This window comes from Actinotignum vesiculae (genome assembly GCF_051267215.1).
Taxonomy (GTDB): Bacteria; Actinomycetota; Actinomycetes; order Actinomycetales; family Actinomycetaceae; genus Actinotignum; species Actinotignum schaalii.
The window spans coordinates 40,644-60,958 of record NZ_JBOZGG010000002.1; the positions used below are offsets into that span (position 1 = coordinate 40,644).

Below are 20,315 nucleotides of genomic sequence, written 5' to 3' on the forward strand. Positions count from 1 at the left end.
CCTAGTAAACGAAATTCGGGGTAGATTTCGCATCGTATTCGACGACCTTCTTGTGGGTATTGATACCCTCGCGCAGGTAGCGACCCAGCAGCCAGACCCACACCACACCCAGTGCCGAGTAGAGCACCGTGAAGATCGTCAGCGAGAAGGCCACGCTGCCACCATTGACGGAATGGGAAACACCCAGATCCGTCATAAGGAGCACGCCGTCGATTTGAGTCGGGTACACGATCCACGGCTGGCGGCCAATTTCGGTCAGGATCCAGCCCGCGGAGTTCGCCACGAATTGCAGCGGAATCATCCACAGCCAGAACTTGCCCCAGCTTTCCGAACGCATAATCCGATCCCCGCGCAGCACCCACAGCCCGAGGGCCGCGATAAGGATGTCCAGCAATCCAACTCCGACCATCACGCGGAAGGAGTAGTAGGAGGCGAGAACATTCGGGGTCACCTGCTGGTTTTCGAACGCGGTATCGAATTTCTCCACGAGTTCCGCATTGACGTTTTCCATCTGGTGGATGCGGTCCCGCACCCGCTCATTAGCTTCGCTAATGGATTCCAGCCGCGATTCGGGGCCGGACCAGTGGTTGGTCATCATGAAGGATTCCAGGCCGGGAATCGGCACGTAAATGGAGGTGGCATCCTCGCAGCTATTGCCCCACATAACGAGGGACAGCTTGGCGTTTTCTTCACCCTGGCACACACCCATCATGGCCGCGGCCTTGGGCGGCTGGATCACGCCGAGGTGCTGGCCCATGTAGTGGCCGGAGAGCGCGGCGATAATCGCGGCAACCAGGGTGACCTTGAGGCCGAGCTTGGCGGTAGGCTTCCAGTATTCGCGCGCCTCGACTTCATTGCCGGAGAGGCGAATAGAGCGGGCCATCCACCAGAACGCGAAGCCGGCCACCACAACGCCCGCCAGTGTAAAGGCGGCGCCCATGGTGTGGAGGAAGGTGAGTACCCAGGTGGTATTGGCGAACAGACCGAGGAAGCCCGCCATGCCGTCCAGTTCCGCGCGCCCGGTTTCCGGGTTGAAGACCGCGCCGTGCGGATCCTGCATGAAGGAGTTCGCGGCCAAAATCCAGGCCGCGGAGATCACGGTACCCATGGAGAAAAGCCAGATGGTCAGGTTGTGCACCTTGGGGGAGAGGCGGCCCTTGCCGAAGATCCACAATCCGAGGAACGTGGACTCCAGGAAGAACGCCAGGAGGGCCTCGAAAGCGAGCGGGGCGCCGAAGATGTCACCGACGAAACGCGAGTACTCCGACCAGTTCAAACCGAACTGGAATTCCTGCACGATACCGGTGGCAACGCCGAGCGCGAAGTTGATGAGCAGGATCTTGCCGAAGAAATCGGTAATCCGCTGCCACTTCGGATCGCCCGTTTTGCGGGCCTTAGTTTGCATATACGCAACGATGACAGACAGGCCAATGGTCAGGGGCACCTGAAGCCAGTGGTAGACGGTTGTAATACCGAACTGCCATCGCGCAAGGGTGATCGGATCCACCTTTTCACCTTTCCGATGTGTAACACGTGTGATCGCGCGTGGAGCGCTGCGGTGGTCCCGTAGCAGCGCGATCATTTTTTCACCCTCGATCCTACTCACCGCAGCGGCAATAAGAGGTATCGAACGCGGGGGACTTTTGTCCGGCGCGGCGCGCATGTGGAATCTGGCACTCAGCTTAGCGACACCTGTCCAAAAATAAGGACGAAAGTCCCGACCGGGCTCATGTGGTGGCAGTTGCGCGCTGAGCTGAGGTGCCGCCTTTGCGGAGAATGCGGGAACCTCCCAGCGCCGGTCGAGGACTCCTCATGTAGAATCGGTACCAGTGTACCGGGCGCTACCGTATCGCCCCGGTGGTTTGAGGCAGTGAAGAACCTGGCCGGCAGATTGTGAGCGCCGGATATGCCCTCGAACGTGGATATGCTTGCGCGGCATTGGCCGCAATGGTGACAGACCCGCACGGGATACGGGGTGCGCGCCTGTCGGGAAGTGTAGACGAATGGCGAAAGAAGCCACCGCGTCGGAGCACGGCACCGTGAGTGCGGCTGCGGCGAGCCCGTTTTTTATTTCGACACCAGAAGAAGAAGTGGTGGACATCCCGCGCTTCCGTATTAATACGGATATTCCGCTCTTCCAGGAACCCGACGCCGCCAACGCCATTCGGGTCACCTACCTCGTTGATGACGATTCTTCCAGCGGCGCAGATTCCGATTCTGGCGATAATTCCTCAACCCGGCGCACCCGCCGGCGCGAACGTGGCGAGCATGATTCATCCGCCCGCACGCCTAGAGTTTCTCAGAACGACGACGCCGCCCCTGAAGAAGGCGAGCACGAAGAAACGGATGATACTTCGGTAGCGCCCACCCGCAGGCGTCGTCGTAGCCTTTCTTCCGATGATGAAGTGGCAGCGCCCCGGGGCTCCACCCGCCTGGCCGCCAAGCGGGCTCGCCGGCGCGAAAACCGCGAGGGGTCGGCGCGCCGGCGCGGTTCCATTACGGAAGTGGAATACCTGGCGCGGCGCGAATCGGTCAAGCGTGACATGATCGTGTGCGAACGCGATGGTCTCAACCAAATCGCGGTGCTCGAAGATGATGTGCTCGTTGAGCATTACGTGGCGCGGCATACCCAGATTTCCATGGTCGGCAATGTGTACCTGGGACGGGTGCAAAATGTGCTGCCCTCGATGGAAGCCGCTTTCGTGGATATCGGTAAGGGGCGCAATGCGGTCCTGTACGCCGGGGAAGTGGATTGGAAAGCCGCCGGCGTTACCGGAAAGAATCGCCGTATTGAGCAGGCCCTGAAATCCGGGGATACCGTGCTGGTGCAGGTCACCAAGGATCCTATTGGCCATAAGGGCGCGCGGCTGACCAGCCAGGTTACCCTGGCCGGGCGGCACCTTGTTCTTGTTCCCGGTGGGGATATGACCGGTATTTCGCGTAAGCTTCCCGATTCGGAACGCTCGCGCCTCAAGAAGCTTCTCAAAGAAATTGTGCCGGAAGATCACGGCGTTATTGTGCGTACCGCCGCCGAAGGTGCGAGCGCTGAACAGCTCCAGAATGACGTGGATCGCCTGACGAAGAGCTGGAAGGAAATCCAGCGCAAGGCCAAGGCGGCGAAAACCGCCCCGCAGGTGCTCAAGAGCGAACCGGAACTGGCCGTGCGGGTGGTACGCGATATCTTCAACGAAGATTTTGATTCTCTGCGTGTCCAGGGTGAGGATGCTTGGGAAACGATTTCCACCTACGTGGAAGAACTGTCCCCTGAACTCATGGATCGGGTGAGCCGCTGGGATGATTCCCGCGATATTTTCGAGGCCTACCGGGTGGAAGAGCAGCTGGCTAAGGCTTTTGATCGCAAGGTGTGGCTGCCCTCGGGTGGCACCCTCGTTATTGACCGCACCGAAGCCATGACGGTGGTGGACGTGAACACCGGGAAGTTCACCGGATCGGGTGGCTCGCTGGAAGAAACGGTTACCCGAAATAATCTGGAAGCGGCCGAAGAAATCGTGCGGCAATTGCGGCTGCGCGATATCGGCGGGATTGTGGTTATTGACTTTATTGATATGGTCCTGGAATCTAACCGTGACCTGGTGCTGCGCCGGCTCATCGAGTGCCTCGGGCGGGATCGCACCCGCCACCAGGTGGCGGAAGTGACATCTCTAGGCCTGGTGCAGATGACCCGCAAGCGCGTGGGGCAGGGCCTCGTGGAAGCCTTCTCTACCGTCTGTGAAGCCTGCGAAGGGCGCGGCTATATTATTCATGATCACCCGGTGGAGGAAAACGAAGAACCCCACGCACCCCGCAAGCGCAAGGCGCGGCGGGAAGCCACCGCGCCGCAGCGCGAGGCGGCGGTGCAGATGATGAATTCCATCGCCGCTGCCGGGCATGCTGATGCCCAGCAGAAAGATAGCCAAGAGAAGGCGGACAACCAGGAGCAAGCGGATAAGCCCGCCGAATCACGGAAATCCGCGAAGCGGGAGAAGTCGGAAAAGCCGGAGAAACCTGAAAAGTCGGAGAAGCCAGACAAGCAGGACAAGCCCGAGAAGCAGCCGGCTACGCGGCGTCGTCGTAGCTCGCGCAGCGCGGCAGCTACCGCGGATACCTCGAGCGCTACCACCAAGGATGCGGCTGTCACGGGCGGTGAACGTACTGCATCTGGTACTGCAACTAACGGAACCGGCACCGCAAGTACGGGCACCGCGCGGAAAACCGGTATGCTCATCTCTTCCGGCGTGGTGAGTCCCACGCACGCGGCCGCTTCGACTAGTGCCCACGCAAAGACGGTGTCGCCGTCGTCCTCTATCCACACCGGATCGAGTGAAGCGGCTAACGGTACGCGCGGGGGTACCAAGCGGCGCGCCGTGATTTCCTCCGGGCCCATCTCCACCGGAACCGGGGCGGGGGTCCTGAGCTTCCCGGCCCAATCCCAAGGGTAAACCGGGGTGGTGGAATGCGCCGCGAACCTAAGGTACGTGGCGCATCCCATAGCGACACGGCCGGTCTCATGCGCAGTCTCACTTGTAAGAAAGCGGGTCCACGCAGTAAAGTAGATGGTCGGTGCTTAGGCACTCAGTCGTTTAAGTGCGCTGTCCAGCGCGAAAAGTAGCCGTAATCAACAGGAGCAAACGTGGTGTACGCGATCGTCAAGGCCGGGGGCCGTCAGGAAAAGGTTTCTGTCGGAACCGTCGTGGTTGTTGACAGGATGGAAGGTGAAGTCGGCGATACCGTCGAACTCGAACCCATCATGCTCGTTGACGGGGATAAGATCACCACGGCTGCCGATGGCATTTCGGCGAAGGTTACCGCGGAAATTGTGCGCGATGAAAAGGGACCGAAGATCTCCATCATCAAGTTCAAGAACAAGACGGGTTACCGGAAGCGCCAGGGGCATCGTCAGCCCCTGACCCGCCTCAAGGTCACCGGCATCCAGTAGGATCTGCCGCGTCAGCAGCTAGTTTTGAGATAGTAAGAAGGTAGACAGATGGCACATAAGAAGGGCGCCTCTTCTTCGCGCAACGGGCGCGACTCCAATGCCCAGCGCCTCGGGGTGAAGCGGTACGGCGGTCAGGTTGTATCCGCCGGTGAGATTCTCGTTCGCCAGCGCGGCACGAAGTTCCATCCGGGCAATAACGTCGGGCGCGGCAAGGATGACACCCTGTTCGCTACCGCAGCCGGAACGGTTCAGTTCGCTACCCGTCGCGACCGCAAGGTCGTTGACGTTGTGGTCCAGGCTTAAGGCGGAGCGGCCCTAGCGCCGCACGCACCTATGATGAGGGGTGGGGGATTCAACCTCCACCCCGTCATTCGTTAACGCGGGCGGAGTGCGGGCGCTCAGCTCTTTGCGGCGCCCCGGCGCCCGGCTGTTTGTTGCGGCACCTCGGCTCGGGGAGCATAGCTTCTCGCACCCGCACCGCGTATCACTACAGAAAAAGGGGAGGGCACACGTGGCCTCGTTCGTCGATAAAGTGACCTTGCACCTGCGCGCCGGCAACGGCGGAAACGGGTGCGTTTCGGTGCGCCGGGAGAAGTATAAGCCTCTCGGGGGGCCCGACGGCGCCAACGGCGGCCACGGGGGCTCCATCATCTTTGAGGTTGATTCCCAAGAATCCACCCTCATGGACTACCACCACACTCCGCACCGCAGCGCCGAAAACGGCCAGCCCGGCGCCGGTGATAACCAACGCGGCAAGAACGGCGCGGACCTGGTACTCAAAGTCCCCGCCGGAACCGTGGTGAAAAACAGCGAAGGTGATGTGCTCGCGGATCTGGTGAATCCCGGGGATTCCTTCGAAGTGGCGCGCGGCGGCGTAGGGGGACTGGGGAATGCTGCCCTGGCCTCCCCGCGGCGCAAGGCCCCCGGCTTCGCCCTGCTCGGGGAAGCCGGTGAGGAACTCGATGTTGTTCTCGAATTGAAATCGGTGGCCGATGTGGCGCTGGTGGGTTTCCCCTCCGCCGGGAAATCCTCCCTTATTGCGGCCATGTCCGCGGCCCGCCCGAAAATCGCCGACTATCCTTTCACCACCCTCGTCCCGAACCTCGGCGTGGTGACCGCCGGGGAAGAACGCTACACCATTGCCGATGTGCCCGGCCTCATTCCCGGGGCTTCGGAAGGGCGCGGGCTCGGCCTGGAGTTCCTCCGCCATATCGAGCGCTGCGCGGTCATTGCTCACGTTATTGATTGCGCCACCCTGGAACCGGGGCGCGATCCGCTCACCGATCTGGACACGCTGGAACACGAACTGGCCCGGTACGCGGCGAATATTCCGCCTACCGAAGGCCAGCTTCCCCTGACCGAGCGCCCGCGGGTGGTTATTCTCAATAAAATCGACGTTCCGGACGCGCGGGAACTCGCCGAATTTGTGACCCCGGAGCTGCGCGAACGCGGCCTGGATGTTTTCGCTATTTCCACTGCCAGCCACGAAGGCCTGCGCGAGCTTTCCTTCTACCTGGCGCGGGTGGTGCGCGAAGAAAAGGCCAATCGTGAGGTTACCGAAACGGTGCGCCCGGTGCTCCATCTCACTCGCGAACGCGATGACCGTTTCACCATCGTCAAGCGGCGCGACGGCATGCAGGAGTTTTGGAATGTACGCGGGCGCCAGCCCGAACGCTGGGTGGGGCAAACGGACTTCGCCAACGATGAAGCGGTCGGCTACCTCGGCGAGCGCCTCCACCGCCTGGGCATCGAAGACGAACTGGCCCGCCTGGGCGCGGTGCCGGGCGATATGGTGGTGATTGGTCCGCCGCAGACCGGCTTCGTTTTCGATTGGGAACCGACCGTTGCCGCCGTCGCCGAAATTTACGGGCCGCGCGGGCGGGATATCCGGGTGGAAGCCGAACGTTCGCGCCCCACCCGCCGCGAAAAGCGCGCCGATTTTTACGAGCGTATGGATGCCAAAGAGGAAGCCCGCCAGGAGTTGCGTTCCGAGCGGGAGGCCGGCATATGGACGGACCCGCAGGCAGGCACCCCGGAAGGGGACTAAACTATCCTGCGGTGTCCCGAAGCATCAGATAAGAAAGAGTGACTCGTGTCCGGTACCTCATCCGCCCCGCTGACCCGGCGTGACTGCCTTGAGAACTCCCGTCGAATAGTCATCAAAGTTGGTTCCTCCTCCTTGACGGGGCCGGACGGTGCCCTGCACCAGGAAACCCTCGATCTTCTTGTTAATACCATCGCGGAGGTGCACGCCCGCGGAGTGGATGTGGTGCTGGTGTCCTCCGGTGCGGTGGCGGCCGGCATCGGCCCGCTCAAATTGGGCCGCCCGCGTTCCCTGCGGGAAAAGCAGGCCGCGGCCATGGTGGGTCAGTCCCGCCTCATGGCCGCTTACGAAGAACGTTTCGAAGCGCACGACATCAGCGTAGGCCAGGTGCTCCTCACCGCCTCCGACGTCACCAACCGGCGCCACTACGCCAATGCGCTCACGGCCATGCGCACGCTCTTGCGTTTACGGGTGGTTCCGATTGTTAATGAGAACGACGCCGTGGCCACCGACGAATTGCGCTTCGGTGACAATGACCGGCTAGCCGCGCTCACCGCCCATCTGGTGGGAGCCGGCACCCTGATATTGCTCACCGACGTGGACGGCCTGTATACCAAACCCCCCAGCGAACCGGGTGCCACCCGCATTGCCGAGGTGACCAGCGAAGATGACCTGGCGGGACTGCGGATTACCGGGCGCGGCTCGGCGGTGGGAACCGGAGGAATGCGCACTAAAGTAGCGGCTGCCGAGTTAGCCACCTCGGGCGGGGTCGGTGTGATTCTCACCCATGTCGATAACGTGCAGCGCGCCGTGGCCGGGGACAACGTGGGAACCTGGTTCGTGCCGAGCACCAGGCACGTATCCGCACGCGGGCGCTGGATGGAATTCGCGGCGCGGGCCCGCGGCCGGGTTACTTTGGACGACGGCGCCGTCGCGGCCATCACCGGCAACCACGCATCCCTGCTCCCGGTGGGAGTCATCGGGATCTCGGGCCGATTCGCCGCCGGGGACATCGTGGAATTATGCGATGGGCACGGCGAGGTTATCGCCCGGGGCCTGAGCGCCTACAGCGTTGAGGAACTCATTGAGCTGGTGGGCAGCACCCGGGCGCGCGGCAAGAAGCCGGTGGTGCACGCGAACGATATCGTGCTGCTGGGTTCGTAGCGGGCTTTTCCTGCCGCGGTGCCTTGCGCAGTGGGCGGGCGTGTTCCGCAATAAGCGTCCATTCGGCAGCGAGCGTGCTTCAATACCGAGCCGGTGGTGCGCGCAACGCGCGGGTAATTCTGTGTTTCGCCTTACTTTACGGACCTGTAACTATGTGGAAGCTGCATAAATTTTCATACGGGGTGCGGCCGGGGATTATTATTTGCGCTGGTCATCAGGTTGTTTGCTCACGATCTTGCGAAATATTGCACCACAGTGACTGAATAGTAATCTGAATAATTGAATAGTGACTTGCGCAAAGAACCCTCGTGTTCGTCTTGCCTATTGGACAATAAAGATCTAGCGTTATCGCAAGTGCTTATATAGCACCCTCGCAATCGCTCGGAACTACCCGAGCCGACGAAGAACGGAGAATTCGATGTCGCAGTTTGTCACGCTCCAGGATGTCACCTCTCGCATGCTTGCCGACTATCGAATTACCAAGGCGCATTGGCGCCGCTGGCATCACCACTTTATGAGCGCGCGCCTTCTTGCGCCGGCCAGTGCCCCCTCTGCCCGTCTTCGTCCTGATAGTGAGTACTAATGACCATCCAATTGACCACCCTGTGCACCACCACGAATGAGGAAGTTTTAAGAGAAACATTTTTAGGAGTCGATCTCTCGGCGCTCGGCGGCGGGGAGAGTCTGTGTGGCGACGGCGCAGCTGCGCGCCCAGCCCACGGGGCTTCCATCGCCCACCTGGCCTCCTGTGCTGATGCGGCCTGGAAAGGCGGACTCGATTTCGTCCAGTTCTCCGGGGAATTTGTGCTTCCCGGTTCCCGGGTTGCCTCCGCAATGGAAACAGCGAGTCGCTTAGGGCCGCGCGCCCGCGGTGATATCGCGGTGGAAGTACCTGCTACCTCCCAGGCCTTGCGCGAAGCGGTCGCCAGAACCCAACAAGATACTTCTGATACTCCGGCTCTGGTGAGCTTGCCTATTACTCCGGCTACCGATCTCGCGGCCCTGCGCAGCGACGTGGAAAATGCTATTGCGGCCGGGGTGCGCCTCATGCCGCACGTGCGCGCCGAAGATGTCCCGAATCTGAATCTGCGTGCGATCTGCGGTATTTCCCCGATGATGCGCCTTTCTGCTCCGGATGCGCACCGCGCCCGGGAAGCTCGTTTCGCGTTGCGTACGACAGCGGAGGAATACGATACCGACCTGCAGGTCCTCCTCGATATGACCGTTATTATTTCGGCTACCCGCACCGCGGCCCGCGAGCGCCTCTTCCTGGTCCAAGCCCTGGGCGGTCCAGACTTCTCCCGCAGCGCCCACGTGGTTGGCACCGTATACGACGTTGCGGATACCACCGAATCCTGGCTGGGTATGGGCGCGGCAGATGGCATTATTTACCGGCCCACCTCCATCCGCACCGATTTAGCCTCGCTAGTGCGCGGAGTACTCCCGGTCCTTTTCGGCCGGGCAGAGATTTCCTAAGCTGTACCGAGAGTAGCGGGGCCCTCCGAGAGTAGCGGAGTTTCCCGAACACAACGAAGGGCGAACTGGAATTGACCAGTTCGCCCCTCGTGGCTTGGAGCTTCGCGTGCGTGGCGCTTCATGCCTTGGCCCCGCGCTGGGTGCCTTCCGGCTTAGCGGCCAGCTATCGCGCTTACTCAGCCTGCTTGGCGGATTCCTCGGCTTCGTGAGCGGCAAGACGAGCGCGAATCTCATCCATATCCAGCTCCTTGACCTGCCCGATGAGATCCTCCAGCGGGCCGGCCGGCAGTGCCCCGGCCTGCTCAAAGACGCGGATGCCATCCCGGAAAGCCATAATGGTGGGAATCGCCTGAATCTGGAAGTGTGCGGCGAGCTCCGGGCTATCTTCGGTGCTCACCTTGCCGAAAGTAATATCGGGGTGCTTTTCAGAAGCCTTTTCGTAAATAGGGCTGAAAGCACGGCACGGACCGCACCAGCTCGCCCAGAAATCCAGCAGGACAATGCCTTCATGCACGGTATCGTTGAAGTTTTCCGCGGTGACAGTAACGGTTGCCATGGTTCTCCTCGAGTTAGTGGAAATCTCGCTACCTGCAACGCGCCAAGCGTGAGCGCTATTCCCATGAGATGGACCGAATATATACGAGTGGCCGCGTGCTGTATAAGCGAAGCGGCAGCCTGCCCGTTGAGCCCATCGGCTTTTCCTATTCGGTAACGGGCGCCTTCCTGGCCTAAAGTAGAGACTATGACCGCAACGTTAACCGAGGGCGTGGCTGATGTGGCCCGCCGCGCGCGCCAGGCGGCGCGTTCTTTGCGGGGGGCGCAAACCACGTCAAAAAATGACGCCCTTCGCCGTATCGCCGCGATTTTGCGCAGCGAAACCGCCCGTATTGTGGAGGCGAATGCCCAGGATGTAGCTCGGGAAGAAAGCCGGCTTTCCCCGGGCATGATTGATCGCCTCCTCTTGAACGCCGAGCGCATCGAAGGGATTGCCCAGGCGGTGGAACACGTGGTGGGCTTGGCCGACCCGGTGGGCGAAGTGGTACGTGGTTCGCGCTTAGCTAACGGGATGCGTTTGCGGCAAGTTCGGGTGCCCATGGGCGTGATCGGGATGATTTATGAAGCCCGGCCCAATGTGACGGTCGATGCGGCCACCTTGGCCCTCAAAGCCGGATCCGCGGTGATTTTGCGCGGGGGGAGTGCCGCCATCCGCACCAACGAAGTGTTGGTGGAACTCATGCGCCAGGCGGTGACGGAGGCAGGTTTCCCGGCCGACTGTGTGCAGACCATTGATGCTTTCGGGCGCGCAGGCGCCGTCGAACTGATGAAATTGCGCGGCCTGGTGGATCTTGTTATTCCGCGCGGGGGCGCCGGTCTTATTCAGACGGTCGTGCGCGAATCTCTGGTCCCCGTGATCGAAACCGGGGTGGGCAATAATCACGTGTACGTGGATGCCAGCGCGGATGTGGAGCGGGCTAGCGCCGTCGTCGTTAATTCGAAAACGCATCGGCCGAGCGTCTGCAATGCGGCTGAAACACTTCTAGTCCACGCGGATATCGCACCGGAATTTATGCCGCGGATTCTGCGTGAACTTTATGAGCGCGGCGTGACCTTGCATTGCGATGCGGCCGCGCAGAGTCTTGCGGGGGATATTCCCACGCAGGCTGCAACGGAAGAAGATTGGGAAACGGAATATTTGGCGTTGGAGATGGCCGTCGCGGTGGTGCCTGATCTTGAGGCGGCGCTCGCGCATATTGCTCGCTATTCGAGCGGTCATACCGAAGCTATTGTGGCCGAGGATCAGCGTGCTATTAATCGTTTCACCTCCGAGGTGGATTGCGCCGCGGTCATGGTCAATGCCTCGACGCGCTTCACGGACGGCGGCGAATTCGGGCTCGGCGCGGAAATTGGTATTTCCACCCAAAAACTGCATGCGCGCGGGCCTATGGGTCTGGAAGAAATGACCACGACGACGTGGATTGCAGAGGGCGAGGGGCATGTCCGATAAAGACGAACCGGTGCAAATTCCTTTTGACGAACGCAAGCACCGGCGTCGGCGGATCGGGGTGATGGGCGGAACTTTCGACCCGATTCACCACGGTCACCTGGTGGCAGCCTCGGAAGTGCAGCATCGTTTCGGGCTGGACGAGGTGGTTTTTGTGCCCACCGGCCGCCCCGCTTTCAAGCAGGGGCAGCACGTGAGCCCGGCCGAACACCGCTATCTTATGGCGGTTATCGCTACCGCCTCGAATACTCGCTTTACGGTATCGCGGGTGGATATTGAGCGGCGCGGCCTGACCTACACCGTGGATACCCTGCGGGATTTGCGTGAGGTCTACCCGGATGCGGATCTGTACTTCATTACCGGAGCGGATGTTATTCCGGAGATTTTGCGCTGGAAGAACGCCGAGGAACTGTGGGGGATGGCGCGTTTCATCGGGGTGACGCGCCCCGGGCACAATATTGACGTATCCGCGCTGCCCAAACACGCCGTGGAAATTGTGGAGGTTCCCGCCATGGCGATTTCCTCCACGGATGTGCGCGAGCGGGTGAAGGCCCACGAGCCCATCTGGTATTTGGTGCCCGAAGGCGTGGTGCAGCATATTAGAAAATACAAACTTTATGCCCAGCGCGAGGCACCGGGTAAACTTGACAAAGGACAGTCGTGCCGAGAGGAGAAGAAATGAGCGAGGGCGGGCGGCGCCTCACACGCAGCGAGATGCGCGAGCGCGGACTCCTAAAACCTCTCGAAGAAGGCGAAGCTTCGCCGGTAGAAGAATTGCGGCGCACCCGGGATATTCCGGTGGTGCGGGCAACGCGGCGGCGCGCCATTCTGGCCGAGCGTGCCGAGGCCGTTGAGGCAGCTGGGGCGGCTGAAGTTTCTGAAGCGGCTGAAGTTTCTGAAGCGGCTGAAGGCGCTGAAGTAGCTGAAGTGGTGGCACCGCTGGCAGAAGATGAGGGCGCTCCCACCCAGGCATACGAACCTGTGAACGCGGCGGAGCCCCGCGCGATCCGGGAAGAATCCGCGCCCGCGGGGGAGCGAATCTCCGTTTTTGACCGTTTCGAAGCCGATACCGAGGCAAGTATTGGCGAAGAAGAACACACGCTCATGCCGCCGTTTGCGGCTTCGGCAGCAGCTGCCGCGGCGGCTCCTGCCTCGCAAGTGGCCCCGGAATCGGTATCGGCTTCCGAACCGGCTCCGGAACCGGAAGTAGCAGCGGAGTTTTCCGAAAGCGGCAGCCTGCGCGAACGTTTGCTCGCCCGGACCCAAAGCGATGCTTTGCGTGCCTCGGTTACGGAGCAGGAGCCGGTGCCGGCGGTGGTCGAAAATATCGGGAACGACGCCGCAGCGCCGTTCCCGCCCGCTTCCGTTCCCGCGGCGCAGCCCGACCCGCTCGCGCACGAATATGTAGACGAAGATGAACTGGACGACGAATCCTCCCCGCGCCGCTGGACGATGACCATGCTGCTGCTCATTGTTATTAGCGTGGTGCTCGGTCTGGTTATCGGGTTCTTCTTCCTCCAGCACGGCGCGCAGGCCGCGTCTGTTGATCTTGTGGCATCCAGCATTACCCCCGATATCAAGGAGATCTTGTGACAGCTTCGGACCGCGCGATTGAGCTCGCCCGTATTGGAGCCGCAGCAGCGGCAGAGGTGAAAGCAACATCGATTGAAGCTCTCGACGTTGGTGAGCGTTTCGGCATTTCCGATGTGTTCCTTATTATTTCCGGTGATTCGGAGCCGAAAGTGCGCGCCATCGTGGATCGCGTGGAGGAGAAACTCGACGATGCCGGCGGGCAGCGCTTGCGCCGCGAAGGACTCACCTTCGACCCGCGCTGGGTGCTCCTGGATTACGGCGAACTCATCGTGCATATTCAGCGCGATGAGGACCGTGATGATTACGCCCTCGCGCGCCTGTGGGCCGATTGCCCGCATGTGGATCTCCAGCTAGATGATGAAGCTGTTATTACCGGAGCGCAGGCACCCGCGGTGCCGGAGGGCGCCGAGGAATATGGAGAATTCGGGGACTCTGAGGAACCGGGGAAACCCGGGGACTCTGAGGCGGCCGGTGCCGCTGAGGTAGATGCATGAGTGCAGATCGCATCCTGCTCTGGCGCCACGGCCAAACTGATTACAACCTGGCCTGGCGAATCCAGGGCTCCACAGATATCCCCCTCAATGCGGTAGGCCTGGGCCAGGCACGTTACGTGGCTCCCTATATCGCCGCTGCTGGCCCGGCGCGTTTCGTGGCATCCCCGCTACAGCGCGCCTACGCCACCGCTCTCGAAGCTGCCAAGCTGGTGGGCCTCGAGGTGGCAACCGATGCGCGTCTAGAAGAACGCTGTTTCGGGCTTTTTGAGGGCTTGACCCGCACCGAGATTGCCGAACGCTACCCGCGTGAATTTGCGCAGTGGCGGGCGGGGGAGGAACCCGTAGGTGTCGGCGTGGAAACAAAGGAACACGTGGGCGCACGCGTGGCCGCCGCGATTAGCGAAGCCAGCGCGGATATGGACGGTGGCCTGCTGGTGGTAACCGCGCACGGCGCGGCGATCACCTGCGGACTCGGGGTACTCCTTGGGTGCGGGGCGCAATGGCAAGGCCTGGGCGGCTTGGATAACTGCCACTGGGCCATGCTGCAGCGGCGTAAGAATGCGGAGTCGCAATGGCGCCTTACCGGCTTCAACCGTTTCCTCGCCGATGAGCACGATCCGGTGAAAAACTTTGAGGTCGAAGGGCCGGAAGGCTAAGCACTCACCTGCAAGAATGCGATGCTCGACACAAAATTCGGTTCTGATTTGCCAAGCGTTTCTTCTCCGACTAAAGTTCTATAAGTCGCTTGGGGCTATGGCGCAGTTGGTAGCGCGCTTCCATGGCATGGAAGAGGTCAGGGGTTCGAATCCCCTTAGCTCCACCAGGTTTCATTACACAAGGGTCGCCACAACCCCTCTAAGATTACTAGGTATCTTTTAGGATTGAATGAACTAATTGATAAGTTGAGGGTGGTCACGTGTGGCGGTTGTTCAGTCAGTGTAAAAAGTATCTTGATGCCTATATCCGTCCCCGCCAAAAATTAACTGAGCTCGAGCAACGCATCGATTTACTTGAGACACTACTTTTGCCTAAAACCTATGTAACCGAGAAAAGCCATTATTTAGCCTTACGGGAAAATCGGCGCCTCCTCCTACGTTCGGGGCTTTCGGCTCCGGATATTGGTTGGTTGAAAGAATCCCTCCGAGAGCGGGGCCTGGAACTGCAACGTATGCACGAGGTGCGCGGATATGATGGTTTACTTGAATACATAGCGGTCTATATTGGAACTCGGGGTAACATGCTGAAACCTCTACTCTCCGCGATGCATAACTTGAATGCTTCTGACCGCAGTTTTGATCTTCATATCGAGCGCTTCGCGAGAATTCAACAGAGCACCCTTACTCAGTTCTGTGCAGTTCTCTATAACTTGGGAGTGTTCGAAGCCTACAGCTACGACAACGAAGCAAAGCTAATAACGGTCAGCGTTGCCGCAGACGGCACTTACTACCAATTCTTCAACGGTGGATGGTTCGAAAGGTGGGTAGTTTTCCTCATCAGGGATGTTATTGCTGATATCCGCCAGACAACCGGGGCTCAGATACGTTCCTACCCCAATGTGGAGCTTCGTTTTCCGGATGGTACTATTCGTGAAATTGATTGCCTCATTCTTAGCGAATCGTCCATGTATTGGATCGAGTGTAAGAGCGGGGAGATCGATGCTGGAGTGAAAGCGCTTCGCAAGCTTATTAGTTCATATGGGATTGTCGGTTGTGAATTGCTCCTTATTCTGGGTTCCGACTCGTGGTACAAAGTGCAACGAGTCAGCGAAATGAGCGGGCTTCGTGTATTTGGAGAGCGTAAACTTCGAAAAAATCTGCGAGTTTTCCTAAGCGGGGAAGTAGCTTCTTGTGAGGCACACAGGGATAACGAAAAATGAAGATTCGCCATCAGCTGGGAGTATTAGACGCCTCCGGGCACATCACCTATTGCGAACGCGAATTCGCCCGCCCCACGAATGTTCTTTTCGACGTGGACGGCACCCTCACGGACGCTAGCTCGCGGGTACTCCCGGAAAATATCCGTGCGCTCCAACAGCTCCACGCCGCCGGCATCCCGATTACCCTGGCGACCGGGCGCATCATCGCCGGGGCGGCCGATATCCTCACGGAAGCCGGGGTACCCGGATGGGTGGTAGCCGAAGGCGGATCCATCGTCTGGGACGGGCACGCGGTAGTGCGTCGCCACCCGCTCGGCGCCACCGCCTATGCGCGCGCCATCCGCTTCGCGGAGGACCACCACCTCGGCATAGTCGTCAATGGCAGCGAGAGCGTCGTCGTACAAAGTTTTGGGGAGCCCCTGTATGAGGACGTTATTTGCAATGCGTCCGCGGGGCGGGAACCGCTCCGCGGCGACGTCGCCGGCCTTACGGCCGATACCATCACGAAACTCTCCTTCTCCGGAACCGAAACTGAACTGGACCGGCTTCGTGAGCTCTGGCAGGAGGCGTTTCCCGGGGCGGTGCGCGGGCACGCGAATTTTGTTGATGTGGTGGCTCCCGGGGTGACCAAGTGGGAAGGAATCGAGCTGGCGCTACAGGCGCGCGGGCTGGACGCGGCACACACCTTAGGCGTGGGGGACTCCGCCAATGACATTCCGTGGATGCGTGAAATCGCGCTGAGCTGTGCAATGCCGCAGGCCAGCGCCGAAACTACGGCCGCGGCCCGCTGGATCCTCCCCGCGGGCCCCGTGCCGGTTGCCGATCTGGTTGCCGCGGTGCTGCGGTGATATTTGCTGAGGGTCACTATTTTGCGCGTAAGTGAAGTATTGGAAACTAGCTCACATATCCACTATGTTATGGGGTATGAGTCACAATATTAAAGGAAGTGCGTTACCGCATGTGGTCATCGTCGGCGGTGGCTTTGCCGGTATCCAAGCGGCACGTGGCCTTCGCGAGGCACCCGTGCGGGTAACGCTCATTGATAAGAATCCGTACACCACGTTCAAGCCGCTGCTTTTCCAAGTGGCTTCGGGCGCGCTCAACGCGGGGGATATTACCTACAACCTGCGCGCATTGCGGAGCAAGCAGAAGAATCTGCGTTTCGTGCTCGGGGAGCTCCAGCACGTGGATACGGATAATAAGATCATCGAGCTCGATGACGAGCGCACGATGGCTTATGACTACCTCGTCCTCGCCACCGGTGTGAGCGCTGCTTACTTCGGTATTAAGGGCGCCGCGGAGCACACCTTGCCGATGTACACGCGCGATGAAGCGCTTCAGGTACGCGACCGGCTCTACGGGCTGCTGGATGGCATGGACGCCGCCGAAAATGCCGGGCCTTTCCGGGTGGTTGTGTGCGGGGCGGGCCCCACCGGCGTGGAAACCGCCGGCGCTATTGCCGAATTGCGTAATTTCGATTTCGAGACGCTTTATCCCAGCATCGATACCGAGCAATTTGAGATCATCCTCGTGGATATGGCACCCACGGTTCTCGGGCCTTTCGATGAGAAGAGCCGTAACGCCGCCCACCGCGCTCTCGAAGATCGCGGCGTGAAAGTGCTCCTCAACCAGGCCGTTTCCGCGGTGGAGGACAACCGCATCCTGGTGAAGAACACCAAGACGGAAGAAGAAGAGTGGATTGATGCCTCGCTGATCGTCTGGTCCTCCGGGGTGGGGGTTCCGCCCGAGGTCAAGGAATGGAGCGTGCCGCAAGGTGCGCGCGGGCGCATCCAGGTGAATGAACACTTCCAGGTGGAAGGGGTCGACGGCGTTTTCGCTGCCGGAGACGTTGCTGTGAGCGGCGAACGCGGGCTTCCGCAGCTGGCCCAACCTGCTATCCAGGGTGGGCGGCATATCGCCAAGGTCATTTCCAATAATCTGGCGGGCAGGGAAACCGAGCCTTTCGAGTACTTCGACAAGGGCACCATGGCCACCGTGGGCGTTGGTTTCGCGGTGACCGAAATTCCGCATCTGCCGGCTATTACCGGGAAGTTCTCCTGGCTCATGTGGAATGCCTTGCATATCCAGCAGCTCCAGTCCGGGCGGGAAATGTTCGCGACCTTCGCCAACCTCGCTTCGAAGTACTTCCTCTTCCCGAAGCGGCACGATGTGATCGTGGGGGATATCCACCCCTTCTCGCGGCGGGCGCGCCAAGGTAACGTAAGTGCCTCTCCGAAGCTGGATAGTGAAGAAGTAGAGAAGGTCGGAGCCTAGGGCACTGCGGTAATATCCGCAGTGCGGCGCCGATCCGGAACGTAGCGGGCCGGGGGAGGGCTACCTCAAGATTTTTCTGTCGTAACCTCATGCCATCATTCAGGTATGAATGAGATACTGCCAGAAGATGTCCAGGTAGCCCTATCCCTCGGCCCGCCCTCAGGTCCTGTGCTGGATCTGTCCTATTCGCGGTGGCCGCTACGGATAGCTACGCTTAGTTGGTACCTACCCGCGTCCGGCGGGCAGTGAGATGAATACGCGCGTTTCCACTTTCTTGGTATTTTAAGTGTGAAGTGCCTCGGGTCATGATCGCGTCGTGGCCATCGCTCGTTACGGAAGGAATACTCATGAGCGAACAGAATAACCAGTTCCCTGATAATAACCCCGGTTATGGTCAGCAGAGCCCCCAGCCGGAACAGCAGTCCTACCAGCAGGGATTTGACCAGCAGAATCAGCAGAGCCAGCAGAATCAGGCGCAGGGCCAGCCCTATATCCCCGCTCCGCAGCAGGGCCAGTGGGCACCGTCAGCCTACTCGGCGCCGGGCTACGGCTACCCGCCTCAGCCCCAGCAGCCGCACAACCCTTCCGGTTTCGCGGCGCTGTTCTCCACGAACTTCTCCACTCGGGTAGCGCGTTCTATCGCGCCGATCATCATGATCCTCGCCTTTATCGTGGCCGGCTGCCACGTGCTCGTCTCGCTTTTCGCGATGATTAGCGTTTTCGGTGAATACACTCCCACCACGGTTGCGCTCGCCGGAGTCCTCAGCTTCCTCCTCAGCCTCGTGGTTGCTGTTCTTATTATTGGCGGGGCCCGGTTGCTCTGCGAAGCAGCCATCAAAGACGAACAATAAGCGGGTCTAGCACGTCTGGCCGGGCCGCGGGCTTCTCATCAGCCAGCTGCCCTGCCGTGCGAAACCCACCAGCGGGCTGATACATCGCGATGTATCAGCCCGCTACGTCGTCGTAAGAATGCGTGGGTATCGGACCGGATCTGTGCATCAAGCCGGCCATTATTTCGCATCTGCCCGGCCCATGCACCATACTGTGGCTATGACGTCTTACCGCCTTATTGCTTTTGACCTGGACGATACCCTGGCGCCCTCCAAATCCGCGCTGCCCGAACGCATGGCGCGCGCCCTGCGGGCATTGCTGGATACTTACGAGGTATGCGTGATTTCCGGCGGGCAATTCGGGCAGTTCGAAAGCCAGCTCCTGGAAGGGCTGGACTGCACTCCCGCGGAGCTCGTGCGCCTCCACCTCATGCCCACCTGCGGAACCCGCTACCTTGTTCACGATGCGGGGCAGTGGCGCGATGTGTACGTCCGCAACCTCAGCGCGGAAGAACGCCGGGACGCGGCACTGGCCTTGGAAGAAGAAGCGCGCCGGCTCGGCCTGTGGGAAAGCACCACCTGGGGGGAGATCCTGGAAGACCGCGGCTCCCAAGTCACGTTCTCCGCGCTCGGGCAAAGTGCACCGTTGGAAGCGAAACGCGCCTGGGATCCGAGCGGGGAAAAGAAAAACGCGCTGCGAGAAGCTGTCGCAGCGCGTCTGCCGCACCTGGAAGTGCGCTCGGGCGGTTCAACCTCCGTGGATATTACCCGCAAAGGCGTGGACAAAGCCTACGGAATTGCAGAACTCTCCAAGCAAACCGGCATCCCCATCGCGCAGATGCTTTTTGTGGGGGACCGGCTCGACCCGGCCGGTAATGACTACCCGGTCACCCGGCTCGGTATTGATACCCACGCGGTACGGGACTGGACCGACACCGCCGAATTCATTGAGAACCTGGTGGGGCTGGCCTAAACCGCTGCGCGCGGGCCGCAAGCCTTGCCCGCAACGCGGGTCTAAGCGAGTTCGCCTAGGCGAGGGAACCGAGCTGTTCGGGAACGAAAGCCTCCCAGCCCTGTTCGCGTAGGGCCGCGCGCAATTCCTCCATGGCCGCGTCCAATTCGACTCCGGGCACATCCTTGCGAGCCGAAGCGAAACTGGTGACATTTTCCGAATCCGCGGGAATAACGTGCAGGTGGGTGTGGGGCACGCCCAGACCGGCGATGACCAGCATCGCCCGATCCACCCCGAAAGCCGCGATCTGGGCTTTACCGATCCGCTTGGCAACGATGAAAAGATGCGCCGCCGTGTCATCATCAAGATCGGTGAAGCGATCAATTTCCGCGCGTGGCACAACCAGAACATGCCCGCGGGCATGCGGTTCAAGAGTTGCGAAAGCAACGCACACGTCGTCGGCCCAAACGAAACGACCCGGAATCTCACCGGCAATAATTTTTGAAAAGACGCTCATGGTACCAGTCTAGTCGCCGGCTTTGCTGGCCCGCGGATGCCGGCTGCACGGGCCGCGGCTGCCAGCGCCGCCTTCCCGCTGTGGACGACCTGAGATTTGTCGTAGGAGAGAGCTACAATTGACCGAAGTCGACCGTCGAAAAGGAGTACCCTTGAGC

General features: G+C 60.5%; 19 protein-coding genes and 1 tRNA gene. 17 read left to right on the top strand and 3 right to left on the bottom strand.

Features of this window, described 5'->3' with window-relative positions:
* Position 1: 1 nt before the first annotated feature.
* A complete protein-coding gene (locus ACRQHG_RS01415) occupies positions 2-1,507 on the bottom strand; it encodes a cytochrome ubiquinol oxidase subunit I (protein ID WP_026429452.1) in 1,506 nt (501 codons plus the stop codon).
* A gap of 496 nt (positions 1,508-2,003) precedes the next feature.
* Between ACRQHG_RS01415 and ACRQHG_RS01420 the strand changes: the two genes are divergently transcribed.
* The 6 genes from ACRQHG_RS01420 to ACRQHG_RS01445 all read left to right on the top strand — a co-directional run bounded on the left by ACRQHG_RS01420 (position 2,004) and on the right by ACRQHG_RS01445 (position 9,620).
* Complete coding sequence (locus tag ACRQHG_RS01420) at positions 2,004-4,439, top strand: Rne/Rng family ribonuclease (protein WP_435719365.1); 2,436 nt, start codon at positions 2,004-2,006, stop codon at positions 4,437-4,439.
* Between the two features lie 191 nt (positions 4,440-4,630).
* Positions 4,631-4,936 carry a 50S ribosomal protein L21 gene (gene rplU, locus ACRQHG_RS01425; RefSeq protein ID WP_016442902.1) on the top strand — a complete coding sequence of 102 codons (306 nt, stop codon included), beginning with the start codon at positions 4,631-4,633 and terminating at the stop codon, positions 4,934-4,936.
* Positions 4,937-4,984: 48 nt separating this feature from the next.
* Positions 4,985-5,239 (top strand): 50S ribosomal protein L27, encoded by a 255-nt coding sequence (gene rpmA / locus ACRQHG_RS01430; RefSeq protein WP_435713271.1) that lies wholly within the window; start codon positions 4,985-4,987, stop codon positions 5,237-5,239.
* A gap of 208 nt (positions 5,240-5,447) precedes the next feature.
* The gene (gene obgE, locus ACRQHG_RS01435) at positions 5,448-6,983 is read left to right on the top strand and encodes a GTPase ObgE (RefSeq protein ID WP_026429450.1); all 1,536 of its coding nucleotides are present in this window, start codon (positions 5,448-5,450) and stop codon (positions 6,981-6,983) included.
* Positions 6,984-7,028: 45 nt separating this feature from the next.
* Positions 7,029-8,144, top strand: a complete 1,116-nt coding sequence (gene proB / locus ACRQHG_RS01440) for a glutamate 5-kinase (protein ID WP_435713270.1) — start codon at positions 7,029-7,031, stop codon at positions 8,142-8,144.
* A gap of 582 nt (positions 8,145-8,726) precedes the next feature.
* On the top strand, positions 8,727-9,620 hold the full coding sequence (locus tag ACRQHG_RS01445; protein WP_435713269.1) for a hypothetical protein: 894 nt from the start codon (positions 8,727-8,729) through the stop codon (positions 9,618-9,620).
* A gap of 172 nt (positions 9,621-9,792) precedes the next feature.
* Here ACRQHG_RS01445 and trxA read toward each other — a convergent pair whose 3' ends face one another.
* Positions 9,793-10,176 carry a thioredoxin gene (gene trxA / locus ACRQHG_RS01450; protein WP_087070873.1) on the bottom strand — a complete coding sequence of 128 codons (384 nt, stop codon included), beginning with the start codon at positions 10,174-10,176 and terminating at the stop codon, positions 9,793-9,795.
* 186 nt (positions 10,177-10,362) lie between these two features.
* Here trxA and ACRQHG_RS01455 point away from each other — a divergent pair, with 186 nt between their 5' ends.
* The 11 genes from ACRQHG_RS01455 to ACRQHG_RS01505 all read left to right on the top strand — a co-directional run bounded on the left by ACRQHG_RS01455 (position 10,363) and on the right by ACRQHG_RS01505 (position 19,662).
* Positions 10,363-11,625, top strand: coding sequence for a glutamate-5-semialdehyde dehydrogenase (locus tag ACRQHG_RS01455; protein ID WP_435713268.1), 1,263 nt, complete (start codon positions 10,363-10,365; stop codon positions 11,623-11,625).
* Positions 11,615-12,304, top strand: coding sequence for a nicotinate-nucleotide adenylyltransferase (nadD, locus tag ACRQHG_RS01460; protein ID WP_035277256.1), 690 nt, complete (start codon positions 11,615-11,617; stop codon positions 12,302-12,304). Before ACRQHG_RS01455 ends, nadD begins: the two co-directional genes overlap by 11 nt.
* Positions 12,283-13,215, top strand: coding sequence for a hypothetical protein (locus tag ACRQHG_RS01465; RefSeq protein WP_435713267.1), 933 nt, complete (start codon positions 12,283-12,285; stop codon positions 13,213-13,215). Before nadD ends, ACRQHG_RS01465 begins: the two co-directional genes overlap by 22 nt.
* Entirely contained in the window at positions 13,212-13,709 is a 498-nt protein-coding gene (gene rsfS, locus ACRQHG_RS01470; RefSeq protein ID WP_435713266.1) for a ribosome silencing factor, read from the top strand. The genes ACRQHG_RS01465 and rsfS overlap by 4 nt, the downstream gene beginning before the upstream one ends.
* Positions 13,706-14,365, top strand: coding sequence for a histidine phosphatase family protein (locus tag ACRQHG_RS01475; protein WP_435713265.1), 660 nt, complete (start codon positions 13,706-13,708; stop codon positions 14,363-14,365). Before rsfS ends, ACRQHG_RS01475 begins: the two co-directional genes overlap by 4 nt.
* Before the next feature lie 91 nt (positions 14,366-14,456).
* A tRNA-Ala gene (locus ACRQHG_RS01480) sits at positions 14,457-14,532 on the top strand.
* Positions 14,533-14,625: 93 nt separating this feature from the next.
* Positions 14,626-15,585 (top strand): hypothetical protein, encoded by a 960-nt coding sequence (locus tag ACRQHG_RS01485; protein ID WP_284889069.1) that lies wholly within the window; start codon positions 14,626-14,628, stop codon positions 15,583-15,585.
* A complete protein-coding gene (locus ACRQHG_RS01490; RefSeq protein ID WP_435713264.1) occupies positions 15,582-16,433 on the top strand; it encodes an HAD-IIB family hydrolase in 852 nt (283 codons plus the stop codon). The genes ACRQHG_RS01485 and ACRQHG_RS01490 overlap by 4 nt, the downstream gene beginning before the upstream one ends.
* 76 nt (positions 16,434-16,509) lie before the next feature.
* Positions 16,510-17,859, top strand: a complete 1,350-nt coding sequence (locus tag ACRQHG_RS01495) for an NAD(P)/FAD-dependent oxidoreductase (protein ID WP_435713263.1) — start codon at positions 16,510-16,512, stop codon at positions 17,857-17,859.
* 347 nt (positions 17,860-18,206) lie between these two features.
* Complete coding sequence (locus ACRQHG_RS01500) at positions 18,207-18,710, top strand: hypothetical protein (protein ID WP_435713262.1); 504 nt, start codon at positions 18,207-18,209, stop codon at positions 18,708-18,710.
* A 199-nt stretch (positions 18,711-18,909) separates the two neighbouring features.
* Positions 18,910-19,662 carry an HAD-IIB family hydrolase gene (locus ACRQHG_RS01505; protein WP_435713261.1) on the top strand — a complete coding sequence of 251 codons (753 nt, stop codon included), beginning with the start codon at positions 18,910-18,912 and terminating at the stop codon, positions 19,660-19,662.
* A 55-nt stretch (positions 19,663-19,717) separates the two neighbouring features.
* Here the strand turns inward: ACRQHG_RS01505 and ACRQHG_RS01510 are convergent, their stop codons facing one another.
* The gene (locus tag ACRQHG_RS01510) at positions 19,718-20,158 is read right to left on the bottom strand and encodes an HIT family protein (RefSeq protein WP_087070865.1); all 441 of its coding nucleotides are present in this window, start codon (positions 20,156-20,158) and stop codon (positions 19,718-19,720) included.
* Positions 20,159-20,315 lie beyond the last annotated feature (157 nt).